The sequence below is a fragment of the Streptomyces mashuensis genome (assembly GCF_014654785.1).
GTDB classification, from domain to species: domain Bacteria; phylum Actinomycetota; class Actinomycetes; order Streptomycetales; family Streptomycetaceae; genus Streptomyces; species Streptomyces mashuensis.
The window spans coordinates 1-15,224 of record NZ_BNBD01000025.1 but is presented as its reverse complement, the minus strand read 5'-3'; the positions used below and the strand labels follow the sequence as shown (position 1 = coordinate 15,224).

12 protein-coding genes are annotated in these 15,224 nt (G+C 75.2%); 9 read left to right on the top strand and 3 right to left on the bottom strand.

The features are described from left to right. Positions 1–13 precede the first annotated feature (13 nt). The 3 genes from IE305_RS31500 to IE305_RS31490 form a co-directional block, all read right to left on the bottom strand. The gene (locus IE305_RS31500; RefSeq protein ID WP_190133260.1) at positions 14–946 is read right to left on the bottom strand and encodes an aminoglycoside phosphotransferase family protein; all 933 of its coding nucleotides are present in this window, start codon (positions 944–946) and stop codon (positions 14–16) included. A 78-nt stretch (positions 947–1,024) separates the two neighbouring features. Next, positions 1,025–1,477, bottom strand: coding sequence for a ferritin-like domain-containing protein (locus tag IE305_RS31495; RefSeq protein WP_190133259.1), 453 nt, complete (start codon positions 1,475–1,477; stop codon positions 1,025–1,027). Beyond that, positions 1,474–2,019 (bottom strand): hypothetical protein, encoded by a 546-nt coding sequence (locus tag IE305_RS31490; RefSeq protein WP_190133258.1) that lies wholly within the window; start codon positions 2,017–2,019, stop codon positions 1,474–1,476. Before IE305_RS31490 ends, IE305_RS31495 begins: the two co-directional genes overlap by 4 nt. Before the next feature lie 192 nt (positions 2,020–2,211). On the opposite strand from IE305_RS31490, the gene rimP reads away from it, so the two are divergent. The 9 genes from rimP to IE305_RS31445 all read left to right on the top strand — a co-directional run bounded on the left by rimP (position 2,212) and on the right by IE305_RS31445 (position 15,112). Further along, positions 2,212–2,775, top strand: a complete 564-nt coding sequence (gene rimP / locus IE305_RS31485) for a ribosome maturation factor RimP (RefSeq protein WP_190133257.1) — start codon at positions 2,212–2,214, stop codon at positions 2,773–2,775. Between the two features lie 2 nt (positions 2,776–2,777). Next, a complete protein-coding gene (gene nusA, locus IE305_RS31480; RefSeq protein WP_190133256.1) occupies positions 2,778–3,776 on the top strand; it encodes a transcription termination factor NusA in 999 nt (332 codons plus the stop codon). Between the two features lie 314 nt (positions 3,777–4,090). Continuing rightward, a complete protein-coding gene (locus IE305_RS31475; protein ID WP_190133255.1) occupies positions 4,091–4,396 on the top strand; it encodes a YlxR family protein in 306 nt (101 codons plus the stop codon). Positions 4,397–4,545: 149 nt separating this feature from the next. Next, on the top strand, positions 4,546–7,563 hold the full coding sequence (gene infB / locus IE305_RS31470) for a translation initiation factor IF-2 (protein ID WP_190133254.1): 3,018 nt from the start codon (positions 4,546–4,548) through the stop codon (positions 7,561–7,563). Positions 7,564–7,768: 205 nt separating this feature from the next. After that, complete coding sequence (locus IE305_RS31465) at positions 7,769–8,065, top strand: DUF503 domain-containing protein (protein ID WP_190133253.1); 297 nt, start codon at positions 7,769–7,771, stop codon at positions 8,063–8,065. 52 nt (positions 8,066–8,117) lie between these two features. Next, positions 8,118–8,609, top strand: coding sequence for a 30S ribosome-binding factor RbfA (gene rbfA, locus IE305_RS31460; RefSeq protein ID WP_190133252.1), 492 nt, complete (start codon positions 8,118–8,120; stop codon positions 8,607–8,609). Then, the gene (truB, locus tag IE305_RS31455) at positions 8,609–9,511 is read left to right on the top strand and encodes a tRNA pseudouridine(55) synthase TruB (RefSeq protein WP_190133251.1); all 903 of its coding nucleotides are present in this window, start codon (positions 8,609–8,611) and stop codon (positions 9,509–9,511) included. The genes rbfA and truB overlap by 1 nt, the downstream gene beginning before the upstream one ends. A 240-nt stretch (positions 9,512–9,751) precedes the next feature. After that, on the top strand, positions 9,752–14,092 hold the full coding sequence (locus IE305_RS31450) for a hypothetical protein (protein ID WP_190133250.1): 4,341 nt from the start codon (positions 9,752–9,754) through the stop codon (positions 14,090–14,092). Positions 14,093–14,143: 51 nt separating this feature from the next. Further along, the gene (locus tag IE305_RS31445; RefSeq protein ID WP_190133249.1) at positions 14,144–15,112 is read left to right on the top strand and encodes a bifunctional riboflavin kinase/FAD synthetase; all 969 of its coding nucleotides are present in this window, start codon (positions 14,144–14,146) and stop codon (positions 15,110–15,112) included. Positions 15,113–15,224 lie beyond the last annotated feature (112 nt).

Below are 15,224 nucleotides of genomic sequence, written 5' to 3'. Positions count from 1 at the left end.
CGGCGAGCAGCCCCTACAGCAGCCCCGCGAACTCCAGCAGCAGCTCGCCCCGCCGGGGCAGGCCCGCCGCCAGGGCGTGCACGCCCGCCTCGGCCGTGCGGAACAGCGTCCAGCCCCGCAGCCGGTCCGCGTCCACCTCCAGCGAGTCCGCCAGCCGCGCGACGCGCCGCCGCGCCGCCGCAGCGGCACCCGGCGACGCCATCAGCGTGTCCAGCCGGTCGCGCACCAGCCAGGCCAGGTCGTACGCGCGCTCGCCGGCCAGCGGGCGCGGCCCCACCGCCAGCCACGGCGCCCGCTCGCCCGCCAGGACGGTGCCCTCCTCGTACTCGCCGTGCAGCAGCACCGGCGGCTCGGGGACCTCGGCGGTCAGCGCCTCGCGCAGCTCCAGCGCCTCCTCGGTCACGGCCCGCGCGTCGGCCGCCCACGGCTGCCCCGCCCACTCCCGGAGCCGCCCGGCCAGCACCGCCGTGTGCTCCGCGACGGTGGGGAAGGGATGGCCCTCGGCCGGCGGCACCCACAGGCGCTGCACCGTCGCCGCCGCCTCCAGCTGCGCCTTGGGCTCCGCCAGCGACCGCAGGCTGATGCCGCCGTGCAGCCGCTCCAGCAGCAGCGCGCCCGCCTCCGCGTCGACCCGCAGCGGGCGCACCGCGCCCAGGCCGTTCCAGTGCGCCAGCGCCGCGTGCTCCAGGGCGGTCGTCGTGCCGGGCGGCGCCAGTTTGAGGGCCGCCGGGGTGCCGTCGGCCGTGCGGACGAGCACCATCAAGCTGGCGCGGCCGCCCGGCAGTTGTACCCGTTCGGGTGTCAGGTCCCAGCGGGCCAGGCACTCGTGCGTGTGGTCCGGGAGCGCGTCGAGCCACGCGCGCTGCGCGGGGCCGAAGGACGGGTCCGAGGCCAGGGTCCTCGCCAGCCGCCGCGGCGGTTCGAGGAGGTCGTGCGTGCCGGCCATCTTCCGTGGACCGTCCTTCCGTCTCGTACGCCGTCTCGTGCGCCGTCTCGTGTTGCGATTCCCGCGCGTCCGGGAAGCTCAGGCCCGGTCGGGGAGCCCAGGGAAGGCTACGCTGCCGCCGCTCCACCGCACCGCGCGCACTGCGGCCTCGCGCAGCCCCGCCGCCGCCTCCGCCCGCAGACCGCCGTCCGAGGCCCCCACCAGGTCGGCATAGACGGCGGCGAGCCGCCGCTCCAGCTCCGCCGCCAGCCGCACCGCGGCCGCCGCGTCCGAGACCGGGAACGGCAGCGCGTACGCGGCCGCCGCGGCCTCCGGCTCGCCGCCCAGGTCACGGACCGCGCGGGTCAGCGCGTCCCGGCGCGCGCGGTGCGCGTCGTACGCCTCCTGCGCCTCGCCGGTGCGCGCGTCGTCGGCGCGCGCGCCCACGACCCCGTAGCCGTAGACAGTGGCGTGCTCGGCGGCGAGCGCCGCCTGCGCCGCGGCCAGGACGGCCCGGCGGTCCGACGGGGCCCGGCGGGGGACGGCCGTCATGCCTCACCTCCGGTGAGCAGGTACGCGTGGGCCGCACCGGCCGCCGCGACCGACGCCAGGAGCCGGGCCAGCTGTGGAGTGGCGGAGGCCAGGGCCGCGGTGCGCGCCTCGGCGGTGCGCCGCTCGGCGTCGGCGAGCGCGGCCAGCGCCGCCTTCGGGTCGCCGGGCACCGACGGGCCGCCGGACGGCGTGGGGGAGGGGGCCTCGGGGGAGGGGGACGCCGGGGAGGCCGCCTGTGGGCGGAAGGCCGCCGTGTGACGGGCGACCTCCTCGCGCAGGGGCGCGAGCCGCGGCGCGAGGTCCGGGTGGGCGGCGAGCGTGGCGTCGTACCACCGCAGCAGCTCCGCCGACGCGAGGGCCTGCCGCTCCCGGGCGCGGCGTTCGTCCCCGGCCGCCCGCGTGTCGCCGCGCCCGCCGGAGGAACAACCCGTCAGCACCGGGGCGCCGGCGGCGAGCAGGCCGGCCGCGCCGCCGGCCAGTACGCTGCGTCTGCGCGGGCCCGGCGCTGGTCCGGCGGCCCGCGTCGTCGTCGTGAGCGGCACGTTCCTCTTCTCGCCACGGTCTCGCCGCGGTTCTCGCCGCGGTCTCGGTGATCAGCCCGGCCGAGCGTACCGGCGGGCGCCCCGCCGGCCGGGCACCGGGCACCGAATCGTCAGCCGGCTGCCGGAACGGATAGGCTTTGACCTGACACGCGACTTTCCCACAACAGCACACGCGGCCGAGGAGTCACCCGGATGAGCACCACCCAGAGCGAGCGGCTGCGCGAGCTGCTGGCCCCTCTCGTGAGCGCGCGGGAGCTGGACCTGGAAGAGGTCGAGGTGACGCCGGCCGGAAAGCGGCGTGTGCTGCGCGTCGTGGTGGACTCCGACGCGGGCGTTCAGCTGGACACCTGCGCGGACCTCAGCCGCGACGTCTCCGCCCTCCTCGACGAGACCGACGTCATGGGCGGGGCCCCCTACGTTCTCGAGGTCACCTCGCCCGGCGCCGACCGGCCGCTGACCCAGCACCGTCACTACGTCCGGGCCACCGGGCGCCTGGTGCGGTTCCAGCTGTCCGCGGGCGGCGAGCTCGTCGCCCGGATCGTCTCCGTCGACGACGAGGGGCTGGACCTCGAGGTCCCCGGCGTGAAGGGCCGCAAGGCCACCTCCCGGCGGCTGGCCTTCGCGGAGATCGCGAAGGCACGTGTGGAGATCGAGTTCAACCGCAAGGCCGGCGCACCGGCCGAAGACGAAGCCGTAGAAGAAGCCGTAGACGAGTCCGACGAGATTCAGTCCCACGAGATTCAGGAGGAGGCGTAGCCGTGGACATCGACATGAGTGCCCTGCGGGGTCTGGTCCGGGAGAAGGAGATCTCCTTCGACCTGCTGGTCGAAGCGATCGAGTCGGCCCTCCTCATCGCCTACCACCGCACCGAGGGCAGCCGGAAGCGCGCCCGGGTGGAGCTGGACCGGAAGACCGGTCATGTGACGGTGTGGGCCAAGGAGGACCCGCAGGACGTCCCCGAGGGCCAGGAGGCCCGCGAGTTCGACGACACGCCGTCCGGCTTCGGCCGGATCGCCGCGACCACCGCCAAGCAGGTCATCCTCCAGCGTCTGCGCGACGCCGAGGACGAGATCACTTTCGGTGAGTTCGCCGGCCGCGAGGGCGACGTCGTCGCGGGCGTCGTGCAGCAGGGCAAGGACCCGAAGAACGTCCTGGTCGACATCGGGAAGCTGGAGGCCATCCTGCCGGTGCAGGAGCAGGTCCCCGGCGAGGAGTACAAGCACGGCACCCGCCTGCGCACCTACGTGGTGCGGGTCGCCAAGGGCGTGCGCGGCCCGTCCGTGACGCTCTCGCGCACCCACCCCAACCTGGTGAAGAAGCTCTTCGCCATGGAGGTGCCGGAGATCGCGGACGGTTCGGTGGAGATCGCCGCCATCGCCCGTGAGGCCGGTCACCGCACCAAGATCGCCGTCCGGTCGACCCGTTCCGGCCTCAACGCCAAGGGCGCCTGCATCGGCCCGATGGGCGGCCGGGTGCGCGCGGTCATGGCCGAGCTGAACGGCGAGAAGATCGACATCGTGGACTGGTCGGACGACCCCGCCGAGCTGGTGGCCCACGCTCTGTCCCCCGCCCGGGTGAGCAAGGTCGAGATCGTCGACCTGGCGGCCCGCTCGGCGCGGGTGACCGTGCCCGACTACCAGCTCTCCCTCGCCATCGGCAAGGAGGGGCAGAACGCCCGGCTCGCGGCCAGGCTGACCGGCTGGCGGATCGACATCCGCCCGGACACCGAGCAGCAGCCCGCCGGCCAGGCCGGCTGAGCCGCACGCGTACGGCGCACCGGGCGGCGTATCGGAGCGGCGGGGGGCGCGTACAGGCGCCCCAGCGCCCGCCCCGAGCCGCCACCCGGCCCGCCGACTGCGGTGGTCGGTCGCCGGCCACCACCGGAACGCTGCCGGAACGCCGCCGGAACAACGACGGCACATCGGCAGAAAACCGATGGAACCCCTGGCCCCGGGACCCGCAGAATGGTGTTCCGGGGCCGCTGTCAGCAGGCCGATCATGGCCGAAACGTATACGCGCACGACCTGTGCCCCGAAGGGGTGAGGTCCGTGTGGGGAGGTAGACTTAATCAGTGTCTGGCCGGACGCATGCCCGCGCATGCCCTGAGCGCACCTGTGTGGGGTGCCGGGAGCGAGCGGCCAAGGGCGAACTGCTGCGCACCGTGGTGATCGAGGACGCCTGCGTCCCCGACCCTCGCGGTACGCTGCCCGGCCGGGGTGCATCCGTGCATCCCACACTGGTCTGCCTCGATCTGGCGGTACGCCGCCGGGCGTTCCCCAGGGCCCTCCGGGTCCAGGGACCGCTCGACACCGCGGAACTGCGCCGGTTCGTCGAGCGGATCGACGAGCACCGCCGGCACGGCCGGGCAACACCGTAAGAAGAGAACGGCACGGGTGACCGTGCGGTCAGGTACCTCGCGAGTCGGAAGTAGGTCGAGATTGCGATGAGCACTCGATGAGTACGCGATGAGTACGCCCATGAAGTAGCGACGGTCCGGTGGACACCCCGGACCCAGAATGGAGCGAAGTGGCTAAGGTCCGGGTATACGAACTCGCCAAGGAGTTCGGAGTAGAGAGCAAGGTCGTCATGGCCAAGCTCCAAGAACTTGGTGAATTCGTCCGTTCGGCGTCCTCGACCATCGAGGCGCCGGTCGTCCGCAAGCTGACCGACGCTTTGCAGGGTTCCGGTGGCGGCACCGGTAAGACCGCTGCGAAGCCCGCGGCGCCGCGCAAGGCTGCGCCGCCGAAGCCGGGTGCCCCCACTCCGGGCGCCCAGGCACGTCCCGCCGCCCCGGCCCCCAAGCCGGCCGCGGCCCCCACCCCCAAGCCCGGCACCCCCGCGGGTGCCGCGCCCACCCCCGGCCCGCGTCCGGCCCCGAAGCCCGGCCCGGCGGCCCCCGCCAAGCCGGCCCCGGTCGCCCCCGCGCAGCCGGAGTTCCAGGCCCCGCCGGCGCCCGCCGCGGCGGCCAAGCCCGCCGGCGCCCCCGGCCCGCGCCCCGGCGCCCGTCCGGGCCCCGCCGGTCAGCAGCGTGACGGCGGCCGTGGCCAGCGTCCCGGCCAGGGCCAGGCGGCCCCGCGTCCGGGTGGCCGTCCGGCCGGTCCCCGTCCGGGCAACAACCCCTTCACCTCCGGTGGCTCCACGGGCATGGCCCGTCCGCAGGCCCCGCGTCCGCAGGCGCCCCGGCCCCAGGCCGGCCCCGGTGGCCCGCGTCCGCAGGCTCCCGGTGGCGGCCCGCGTCCGCAGGGTCAGGGCGGTCCCCGTCCGACCCCCGGTTCCATGCCGCGTCCGCAGGCTCCCGGTGGCGCTCCGCGTCCCGGTGCCCCCGCGGGCAACCGCCCGAACCCGGGCATGATGCCGCAGCGTCCGGCTGCCGGCCCGCGTCCGGGCCCCGGCGGTGCCGGTCGTCCCGGTGGCGCCGGTCGTCCCGGTGGCGGCGGCGGTCGTCCCGGCTTCGCCGGCCGTCCGGCCGGTCCGGGTGGCGGCGGTCGTCCGGGTGGCGGCGGCGGTTTCGCCGGCCGTCCCGGTGGCGGTGGCCCCGGTGCCGGCGGTGGCGGCGGCTTCGGCGGTCGTCCCGGTGGCTTCGGTGGTCGTCCCGGTGGGCCGGGTGCCCGTGGCGGCACGCAGGGCGCCTTCGGCCGTCCCGGCGGTCCGGCGCGTCGTGGCCGCAAGTCGAAGCGGCAGCGTCGCCAGGAGTACGAGGCCATGCAGGCCCCGTCGGTCGGCGGCGTGATGCTGCCGCGCGGCAACGGCGAGACCATTCGCCTGTCGCGTGGTGCGTCGCTCACCGACTTCGCGGAGAAGATCAACGCCAACCCGGCGTCGCTCGTCGCCGTGATGATGAACCTCGGCGAGATGGTCACCGCGACGCAGTCCGTCTCCGACGAGACGCTGCAGCTCCTCGGTGACGAGATGAACTACCAGGTTCAGATCGTCAGCCCGGAGGAGGAGGACCGCGAGCTGCTCGAGTCCTTCGACATCGAGTTCGGCGAGAACGAGGGCGGCGAGGAGTTCCTCGTCGCGCGTCCGCCGGTGGTCACGGTCATGGGTCACGTCGACCACGGCAAGACCCGCCTGCTCGACGCCATCCGCAAGACCAACGTGGTCGCGGGCGAGGCCGGTGGCATCACCCAGCACATCGGTGCCTACCAGGTCTCCACCGAGGTCAACGAGGAAGAGCGCCGGATCACCTTCATCGACACCCCGGGTCACGAGGCGTTCACCGCCATGCGTGCCCGTGGTGCGAAGTCGACCGACATCGCCATCCTGGTGGTGGCGGCGAACGACGGCGTCATGCCGCAGACGGTCGAGGCGCTCAACCACGCCAAGGCGGCCGAGGTCCCGATCGTCGTCGCGGTCAACAAGATCGACGTCGAGGGTGCGGACCCGACCAAGGTGCGCGGTCAGCTGACCGAGTACGGCCTGGTGGCCGAGGAGTACGGCGGCGACACGATGTTCGTCGACATCTCCGCCAAGCAGGGCCTGAACATCGACAAGCTGCTCGAGGCCGTCGTCCTCACCGCGGACGCCGCCCTCGACCTGCGGGCCAACCCCGAGCAGGACGCCCAGGGCATCGCGATCGAGGCCCACCTCGACCGCGGCCGCGGCGCCGTGGCCACCGTCCTCGTCCAGCGCGGTACCCTCCGCGTCGGCGACACGATGGTCGTGGGCGACGCCTACGGCCGCGTGCGGGCCATGCTCGACGACAAGGGCCAGACGCTGGACGAGGCGGGTCCGTCGACCCCGGTCCTCGTCATGGGTCTGACCAACGTCCCGGGCGCGGGCGACAGCTTCCTCGTCGTCGACGAGGACCGCACCGCCCGCCAGATCGCCGAGAAGCGCGCTGCGCGCGAGCGCAACGCCGCCTTCGCCAAGCGCACCCGCAGGGTGTCCCTCGAGGACCTCGACAAGGTGCTCAAGGCCGGCGAGGTCCAGCAGCTCAACCTCATCATCAAGGGCGACGCGTCCGGTTCCGTCGAGGCCCTGGAGTCCTCCCTGCTCCAGCTCGACGTGGGCGAGGAGGTCGACATCCGGGTGCTGCACCGCGGCGTCGGTGCGGTCACGGAGACCGACATCAACCTGGCGTCCGGCTCCGACGCGATCGTCATCGGCTTCAACGTCCGCGCCGAGGGCCGTGCCACGCAGATGGCCGAGCGCGAGGGCGTCGACGTCCGGTACTACTCGGTCATCTACCAGGCGATCGAGGAGATCGAGGCGGCCCTGAAGGGCATGCTGAAGCCGGAGTACGAGGAGGTCGAGCTCGGCACGGCGGAGATCCGCGAGGTCTTCCGTTCGTCCAAGCTGGGCAACATCGCGGGTGTGCTCATCCGCTCCGGCGAGGTCAAGCGCAACACCAAGGCGCGCCTCATCCGCGACGGCAAGGTCATCGCGGAGAACCTCACCATCGAGGGCCTGCGTCGCTTCAAGGACGACGTCACCGAGATCCGCGAGGGTTACGAGGGTGGTATCAACCTCGGCAACTTCAACGACATCAAGGTCGACGACGTCATCGCGACGTACGAGATGCGGGAGAAGCCGCGCGTGTGATGCGTGCAGCTGATCGCACATAGTGCAGCACGCGCGGAGCGCGTTCCACCCGGGGTGGTGGTCGGGCGACGGGCGGGCCGGGGCCGGTCGGCGGATCATATTTCCGTCGATCGGCCCCGGCCGTTGCGTGTACGGTTTCGGGGCGGGCCCGTGCACAAGGCGCGGGACCGATGAGGCCTCCCGGGTGGGCGAACACCCGTACCGCATGTATGTAGGGACGCTGTCCTTCGACCTGCTTCTCGGCGACGTCCGGTCGCTGAAGGAGAAGCGCTCCGTCGTCCGCCCGATCATCGCCGAGCTACAACGCAAGTACGCGGTCAGCGCGGCCGAGGTCGGGGAGCAGGACCTGTACCGCAGGGCCACCCTGGGAGTGGCGGCGGTCTCCGGGGACGCGGGGCACCTCACGGACATACTGGACCGCTGCGAGCGCCTGGTCGCCGCACGGCCCGAAGTGGAGCTGCTGGCAGTACGCCGGCGGTTCCACGGCGAGCACGACGACTGACCGTCGTGGGCGCCACGAGCACCATGCTGGAAGACGAGAAGGAGACGGACCAGTGGCCGACAACGCGCGGGCGAAGAGGCTGGCGGACCTCATCCGCGAGGTCATCGCCGAGAAGCTGCAGCGCGGAATCAAGGACCCGCGGCTCGGCTCGCACGTGACCATCACCGACACCCGGGTCACGGGCGATCTGCGGGAGGCGACGGTCTTCTACACCGTCTACGGCGACGACGAGGACCGCGCCAGTGCCGCGGCGGGCCTGGAGAGCGCCAAGGGCATCCTGCGCTCGGAGGTCGGGCGCGCGGCGGGGACGAAGTTCACGCCGACCCTGACCTTCGTCGCGGACGCGCTGCCGGAGAACGCCCGGACCATCGAGGACCTCCTCGACCGGGCGCGGGCCTCGGACGCCCAGGTGCGCCAGGCGTCGTCCGGCGCCACGTACGCCGGTGACGCCGACCCGTACCGCAAGCCGGCGGACGAGGCCGACGAGAGCGGCGAGACCGGCGAGGCCGGCGGGGCTGCGGACGGCAAGGGCACCACCGCCTGATGAAGCACGCGACCACCACGCCGGACGGCTTGATCGTCGTCGACAAGCCGGCCGGCTTCACCTCGCACGACGTCGTCGCCAAGATGCGGGGCATCGCCCGCACCCGGCGCGTCGGCCACGCGGGGACGCTGGACCCGATGGCGACCGGCGTGCTCGTCCTGGGCGTCGAGAAGGCCACCAAGCTCCTCGGCCACCTCGCGCTGACGGAGAAGGAGTACGTCGCCACCATCCGGCTCGGCCAGAACACCGTGACGGACGACGCGGAGGGCGAGGTCACCTCGTCCGCCGACGCCTCCGCCGTCACGCGCGAGGCGATCGACGCGGGCGTGGCGAAGCTGACCGGGGACATCATGCAGGTGCCCTCCAAGGTCAGCGCGATCAAGATAGACGGCAAGCGCTCGTACAAGCGGGCGCGCGAGGGCGAGGACTTCGAGATCCCCGCCCGTCCCGTCACGGTCTCCTCGTTCGTCGTGCACGCCGTGCACCCGGCCGAGGCCGCGGACGGCACGCCCGTGCAGGACGTGCTGGTCTCCGTCGTCTGCTCGTCGGGCACCTACGTCCGGGCGCTCGCCCGCGACCTGGGCGCCGACACGGGCGTCGGCGGCCACCTCACGGCGCTGCGCCGCACCCGCGTCGGCCCGTACGGCATCGCCGAGGCCCGGACGCTCGACCAGCTCCAGGAGGAGCTGACCGTGATGCCCATCGGGCAGGCCGCGGCCGCCGCGTTCCGCCGCTGGGACGTGAACGCCGAGCAGGCCCGGCTCCTCGGGCACGGCGTCCGGCTCCGGCTGCCGCTGCTGGACGGCTCGGGCCCGATCGCCGTCTTCGGGCCGGACGGCACCTTCCTGGCCCTGGTCGAGGACCAGGGCGGCAAGGCGAAGAGCCTGGCGGTCTTCGCGTAAGGCGCGCAGGGGCTGCCGGCCCCACCGTGGGACGGGGAGCGCGTCATTCCGCGCGGTCCCCGCCCCACGATCCCCCTCCCACTGGTCTCTATCCATCCGGGACGGATGATTCACCCCAACGGGCAGGCGCTCGGAGTGAACCAGGGGGGTGGAAGGGGGCGCGTTCACGCTGTGGCCTGGTTCGCCGATCACCGGCTGCCTACCGTCGTGGGAACGAGCACGGCGGGGAGGTTCGACGGGATGAACGGTCGGCGGGCCGACGCGGAGGAATCGCTGGTACGCATCCGCGACCTCGCCGGGCGGGCGCGGGGCACGGGGTTCCTCGCCGACGACCGCGGCACTCTGGTCACCAGCCACGAGGCCGTGGACGGCCTGGCCCGCCTGGTGCTGCACGCCGCGGGCGAGCTGACCTGCGTGGTCGGCGCCGAGAACGTCGTGGCCCTGCCCGAGTGCAACCTCGCTCTGGTCCGCACCGAGGGCCTGGCCGTGCCACCGCTGCCCGTGGCCGCCGCCGAGCACGTCCCCGGCGGCACCCCGGTACGGCTGCACGCCGGCCGCTGGTACGCCGCCCGCATCATGGGCGACGTCCCCGTCACGTACACCGCCACCGACCGCTTCCACCTGCTGGGCGCCGCCCTGGAGCTGTCGCTGTCCGGGCGGTCCGGGCTGCGGCTGGGCGAGGAGGCCACCGGCGGGCCCGTCCTCGACCCCCGTACGGGAGCCGTGGTCGCCGTCCTCGGTACCGCGCTCCAGGCCGACCGTCGCGCCGCCGGCTTCGCCATCCCGCTGCGCGCCGCCGCCCTCGCCACACCCGGCGGCCCCCTCGCCGACCTGCTCGACCGCAACTCAGCGACCGTCCCCGCCTTCGGCGCCGACCTCAACCTCGCCGGCGCGCTCCAGCTCACCGCCACCTCCCTGGGCTCCGTGGTCACCCCCCGCTCCTGGCGCGACCCCGTGGAGCGGCCGGAGATCGAGCTGGAGTTCGCCCGCTTCCTCGACCCGGGCCCCGGCGGCCGCGACCAGGCCCGCGGCGGCCGGCCCTTCGTCCTCGGCCTCGTCGGCGACCCCGGCACCGGCCGCACCACCGCCCTCGGCGCCCTCGCCGGGCGCCGCTCCCGCGGCACCGAACCCGCCCCCACCCTCTGGCTGCGCGGCGCCGACCTCCAGGCCGGCGACGAGAGCGTGCGCGACGCCATCGCCCGCGCCCTGGCCGCCGCCGGCCGCATCGTCACCGCCTCCGCCGGGCCCGGCGGCACCCACGGCGACACCTCCGCGGCCACCCCCGAGGCCGTCGCCGAGCTCGCCCGCCGCATGGGCCGCCCCCTGCTCGTCCTCCTCGACGGCCCCGAGGAGATGCCGCCCGTCCTCGCCCACGCCCTGCCCGAGTGGACGGCCGCCACCGCCGCCTGGCTCTCCGCCGGCGGCTCCCGCCTGATCGTCGCCTGCCGCCCCGAACACTGGGAGACCGCCGGCGTCCTCTTCCCCGACGAGGCCCTGCACCGCCCCGGCCCGCTGTGCGCCGCGCCCGCCACCTCCCGGCCGCGCGCCCTGCCGCCCTGCTGCCGGCTGCCCGCCCTCACCCCTGCACAGGCCGCCGAGGTCCGCGCCTCCTACGGCATCCCGCACGGCGCCCTCGACCCCGCCGACGCCGGCCACCCCCTCGCCCTGCGCCTCCTCGCCGAGGTGCGGGCCGCCCTCCCCGGCGGCGCCGGCGCCGGGGACGGCGGGTCCGGCGACGGCGGCGACGAGCCGCCGCCCGACCGCTGGGACGTCTTCTCCGCCCACCTCGACCTGGTCTGCCTCCGCATCGCCGTCCGGCTCGCCGCCGCCCGCCGGCCACCGCTGCGCGGCGCCCCCGTGCGCCGGCTCGCCGCCCGCGTCTCCGGGCAGGTCCACGAGGCCGCCCGGCGCTGCCTGGGCCCCGGCCAGGGCGAGCTGGAGCGCGAGGCGTTCGAGGAGCTGTTCCCCTGGCGCACCGGCTGGGCCTCCGCCGTGCTCACCGAGGGCCTCCTCGTCCCCGCCGGCTCCGGCTACCGCTTCGCCCACGAGGAGTTCGCCGACTGGCTCCAGGGCACCCACCTCGACCTCGACGCCGCCCTGCACGCCCTCGTCCACCGCTGGTACCAGCCCGACGGCCCGCCCGCCGAGGCCGCGGTCCGGCTGCCCTCCCGCACCGGCGGCGGCCCCGTGCCCGCGCCCGAGGGCCACGTACCGCCGCCGCCCGGCGCCAAGGGCCGGCGCAAGCGCGGGTCCGCGCAGGCCGAGCCGCCCCGGCCCCTGCCCGTACCGCGGCACCGCATCGGCCCGGTCCTCCAGGCCCTGCTGCTGCTCGCCCGCCGCTCCGGACCGACCGAGCTCTCCCGCCGGCTCAGCGCCCTCGTCCACGCCGTGGAGACCCTTGCCGTGCGTGCCGCCGAGGCCGAGGCCAAGGAGAAGGGCGCCGGTCGGGTCCTCGACGACGCCTCCTGGTGGGCCTCCCACCTGCTCGGCGAAGCCCTGCTCCGGGTGCCCGACGCCACCCCGTACATGGGCGTGCTGCGGCTCCTCGCGGAGCGCGTCACCGCCCGCGCCACGGCCGTCGGCGGCTTCGACAGCCAGGCCACGGCCACGCTGGGCGGCCTGGCCCAGTACGGGCCCTGGTTCTGGCTCCGGCTGCCGCTCGGCCTCGACGACCGGCTGGAGCTGCTGCGGCTGCTGATCCCGGCCGACGGCCCGCCGCCGGGGGCGGAGCGGGAGAACGCGGCGCTGCCGGAGGGGGCGCGGGGCGACGCAGTGGGGGCCGTCGGGGCGGGTCCGGGGGCGGCCCTTGGGGCCGGCGGGTCCGGGGCGTCTGCCGTGTCGGCTGCGGTGCCGGCGCAGTCCCGGCGTGAGGAGGGCGCGGCGGGCCCCGGCGGCGCCCCCAGACCCGTACCCCTCCAGGTGCGCGGGGACGAGGGCGGGCACGGGCAGCAGCCGGTCCACGCCGTCGAGGACGTCCAGGACGTTGCGGAGGCCGAGGCGTCCGTGGCCACCGGGGAACCCGGCCGCCCGCGCGTGCCCGGCCGGCCGCGGGGCTCCGGCGGCCTGCCCGAACCGGCCGCGTCCCCCGCCGCGTCCCCCGCCGAGGTGGCCGGCCCGTCCGGCGCCGTCGCCCGCGAACGGCGGGAAGGGGAGCGCGAGGGGGCGCGCGAAGAGGACGAAGCGCCCCCGGTGCCGCCGCACACCGACCGGTTCCTCACCGCCGCCGCGGCCCTGCTCGTCCAGGACCCCTGCGGTGCGCAGCCCGGCCTGTGCCGCTGGTTCTCCGACGAGCGCCACCTCCAGATCAAGCCCCGCGGCACGCGCGTCCGGCCCACCGTCGCCACCGCCGCCCAGGCGCTCCTGCACACCCACCGCCGGCGCGCCCTCGACGACCTCTGCGAGGCCCTCGTCGACGCCGGCCACCCCCGCGCCGACGAACTCCTCACCGCGCTCGCCGAGGACGAACCCTCCGCCCTCTGCCGCGCCGTCGACCGCTGGGCGCACGACGACCGCGCCGAGCGCCACGTCGCCGCGGCCGCGTACGCCCTGCTCACCGCCCCGCACGTCACCACCGAGGCCGACCGCGAGCTGCTGCGCTACGCCGCGCTCGCCCTGCTCGACCGGCCGGCCGCCCGCGCGCTGCACGGCAGCGCCCTCGCCCTCCTCGTCGGCGACCCCGAGACCCGTCCCACGTACCTCACGCGCGCCCTGGCCCGCTTCGCCGAGGGCGACCCGCACCTGCCGCCCCGCGTCCTCGTCCCGGCCCTGGCCAGCCACCCCGACCCCGTCTTCGCCGCCTTCCGGGCCCGGCTGTACGAACCGGGCGACCGCCCCGGCGACGTCCTGCGCGCCCTCGCCGAGGTCTCCGCGCCCACCCTGGCCCGCCGCGTCTCCTCCCTCGTCCGCGAGCACGTCGACCACCGCCCCGAGGGCGCCGAGAACGCCGCCGCCTTCGTCGACCGCCGCCTGGAGGACGGCCCCACCGCCCGTGCCGTCGTCCTGCCCCTCGTCGTGGACCTGCTGCGCACCGGGCCCGCGCCCGTCCGCCGTGCCCTCGCCCCCGTCCTCGCCGGGCCGGGCACGCCGCGGTCCCGGCCGCTCCGCCAGGAGCTGCTGGAGGTGCTCATGGAGCGCGAGGAGTACGGGCCGTACGACCACGACGTCACCGTCCTCGACGCGCTGCTGCGCTCGGTGGCCGCCGGCGCCGCCGAGCGCACCGAGGCCCGTACCCGTGACCTCGTGCACCGCACGGGCCTGCTGATGGCCCGCACCCCGGAGGGCGCCGCCTGCTTCGACCGGCGGCTGACCCAGCTCGCGCGGGAGATCCCGGTCTTCGGCGACCAGGTGCGGGGCTGGCTGAAATCGGCCCCCGCCCAGTGGGCCGTGGTCGTCGGCCCCAGCGCCCGCATCCGCCTGACCGCGGGCCGCGAGAAGGGAGGTGGGGGAGAGGAACGGACGGAGGAACGGACGGACGGGGCGGAATCAGACGGTCCGGGGGACGGCCGTACGCACGGCCCGTCGGACGTGACCGGCAGTACACCGGCCGATGCAGGACGTCGGCAACCGGCATGGCACTCTTAGACCTGCGCAATCAGACAGACAAAGGTTCGGGTACGGCGAGGAGCGGGCAGAGTGCAGCGCTGGCGTGGCTTGGAGGACATTCCCCAGGACTGGGGACGCAGCGTCGTCACCATCGGCTCGTACGACGGCGTGCACCGGGGGCACCAGCTGCTCGTCGGCCGCGTGGTCGAGCGGGCGCGCGAGCTCGGCGTGCCGTCGGTCGTGGTGACGTTCGACCCGCACCCCAGCGAGGTCGTACGGCCGGGCAGCCACCCCCCGCTGCTGGCGCCGCACCACCGGCGGGCGGAACTGATGGCGGAGCTGGGCGTGGACGCGGTGCTGATCCTGCCGTTCACCACCGAGTTCTCGAAGCTGTCGCCGGCCGACTTCGTGGTGAAGGTGCTGGTCGACAAGTTGCACGCGAAGCTGGTGGTCGAGGGCCCCAACTTCCGCTTCGGCCACCGCGCCGCGGGTGACGTGGAGTTCCTGAAGGAGCTGGGCGGCACGTACGACTACGACGTCGAGGTCGTCGACCTGTACGTCGGGGGCACGGTGGGCGACGGCGCGCCGTTCTCGTCGACGCTGGCGCGCCGCCTGGTCGCCGAGGGCGACGTCACGGGCGCCATGGAGGTGCTCGGCCGGCCGCACCGCGTCGAGGGCGTCGTGGTGCGGGGCGCGCAGCGCGGCCGCGAGCTGGGCTTCCCCACGGCCAACGTGGAGACGCTGCCGCACACGGCGATCCCGGCCGACGGCGTGTACGCGGGCTGGCTCACGGTGGGCGGCGAGGCCATGCCGGCGGCCATCTCGGTGGGCACGAACGTGCAGTTCGACGCCACCGAGCGGACGGTCGAGGCGTACGCCATCGACCGGGTCGGGCTGGACCTGTACGGCATGCACGCCGCGGTGGACTTCCTGGCGTACCTGCGCGGCATGGAGAAGTTCGAGACGATCGACGCGCTGCTGGAGCGCATGGCGGACGACGTGCGCCGGGCGCGGGAGCTGGTGGCGGCACACGAGAAGGCGGCGCCGGTGGCGGGCTGAGAGGCCTGTCGCCACGCGGCACGTGGCATAGGGGAAGGGCCCCGGAGCAAGCGGCGGTTTCTAACGGTCGTCGCAACACGTGGTCGGTTGTCTAGGGCGCGAGCAGTTTAGA

Bases quoted from the DNA above. Each gene is read 5' to 3' on its own strand.
- IE305_RS31500 (WP_190133260.1), bottom strand. From the start codon at position 946: ATGGCCGGCACGCACGACCTCCTCGAACCGCCGCGGCGGCTGGCGAGG.
- IE305_RS31465 (WP_190133253.1), top strand. From the start codon at position 7,769: ATGTATGTAGGGACGCTGTCCTTCGACCTGCTTCTCGGCGACGTCCGG.
- rimP (WP_190133257.1), top strand. From the start codon at position 2,212: ATGAGCACCACCCAGAGCGAGCGGCTGCGCGAGCTGCTGGCCCCTCTC.
- truB (WP_190133251.1), top strand. From the start codon at position 8,609: ATGAAGCACGCGACCACCACGCCGGACGGCTTGATCGTCGTCGACAAG.
- IE305_RS31495 (WP_190133259.1), bottom strand. From the start codon at position 1,477: ATGACGGCCGTCCCCCGCCGGGCCCCGTCGGACCGCCGGGCCGTCCTG.
- IE305_RS31450 (WP_190133250.1), top strand. From the start codon at position 9,752: ATGAACGGTCGGCGGGCCGACGCGGAGGAATCGCTGGTACGCATCCGC.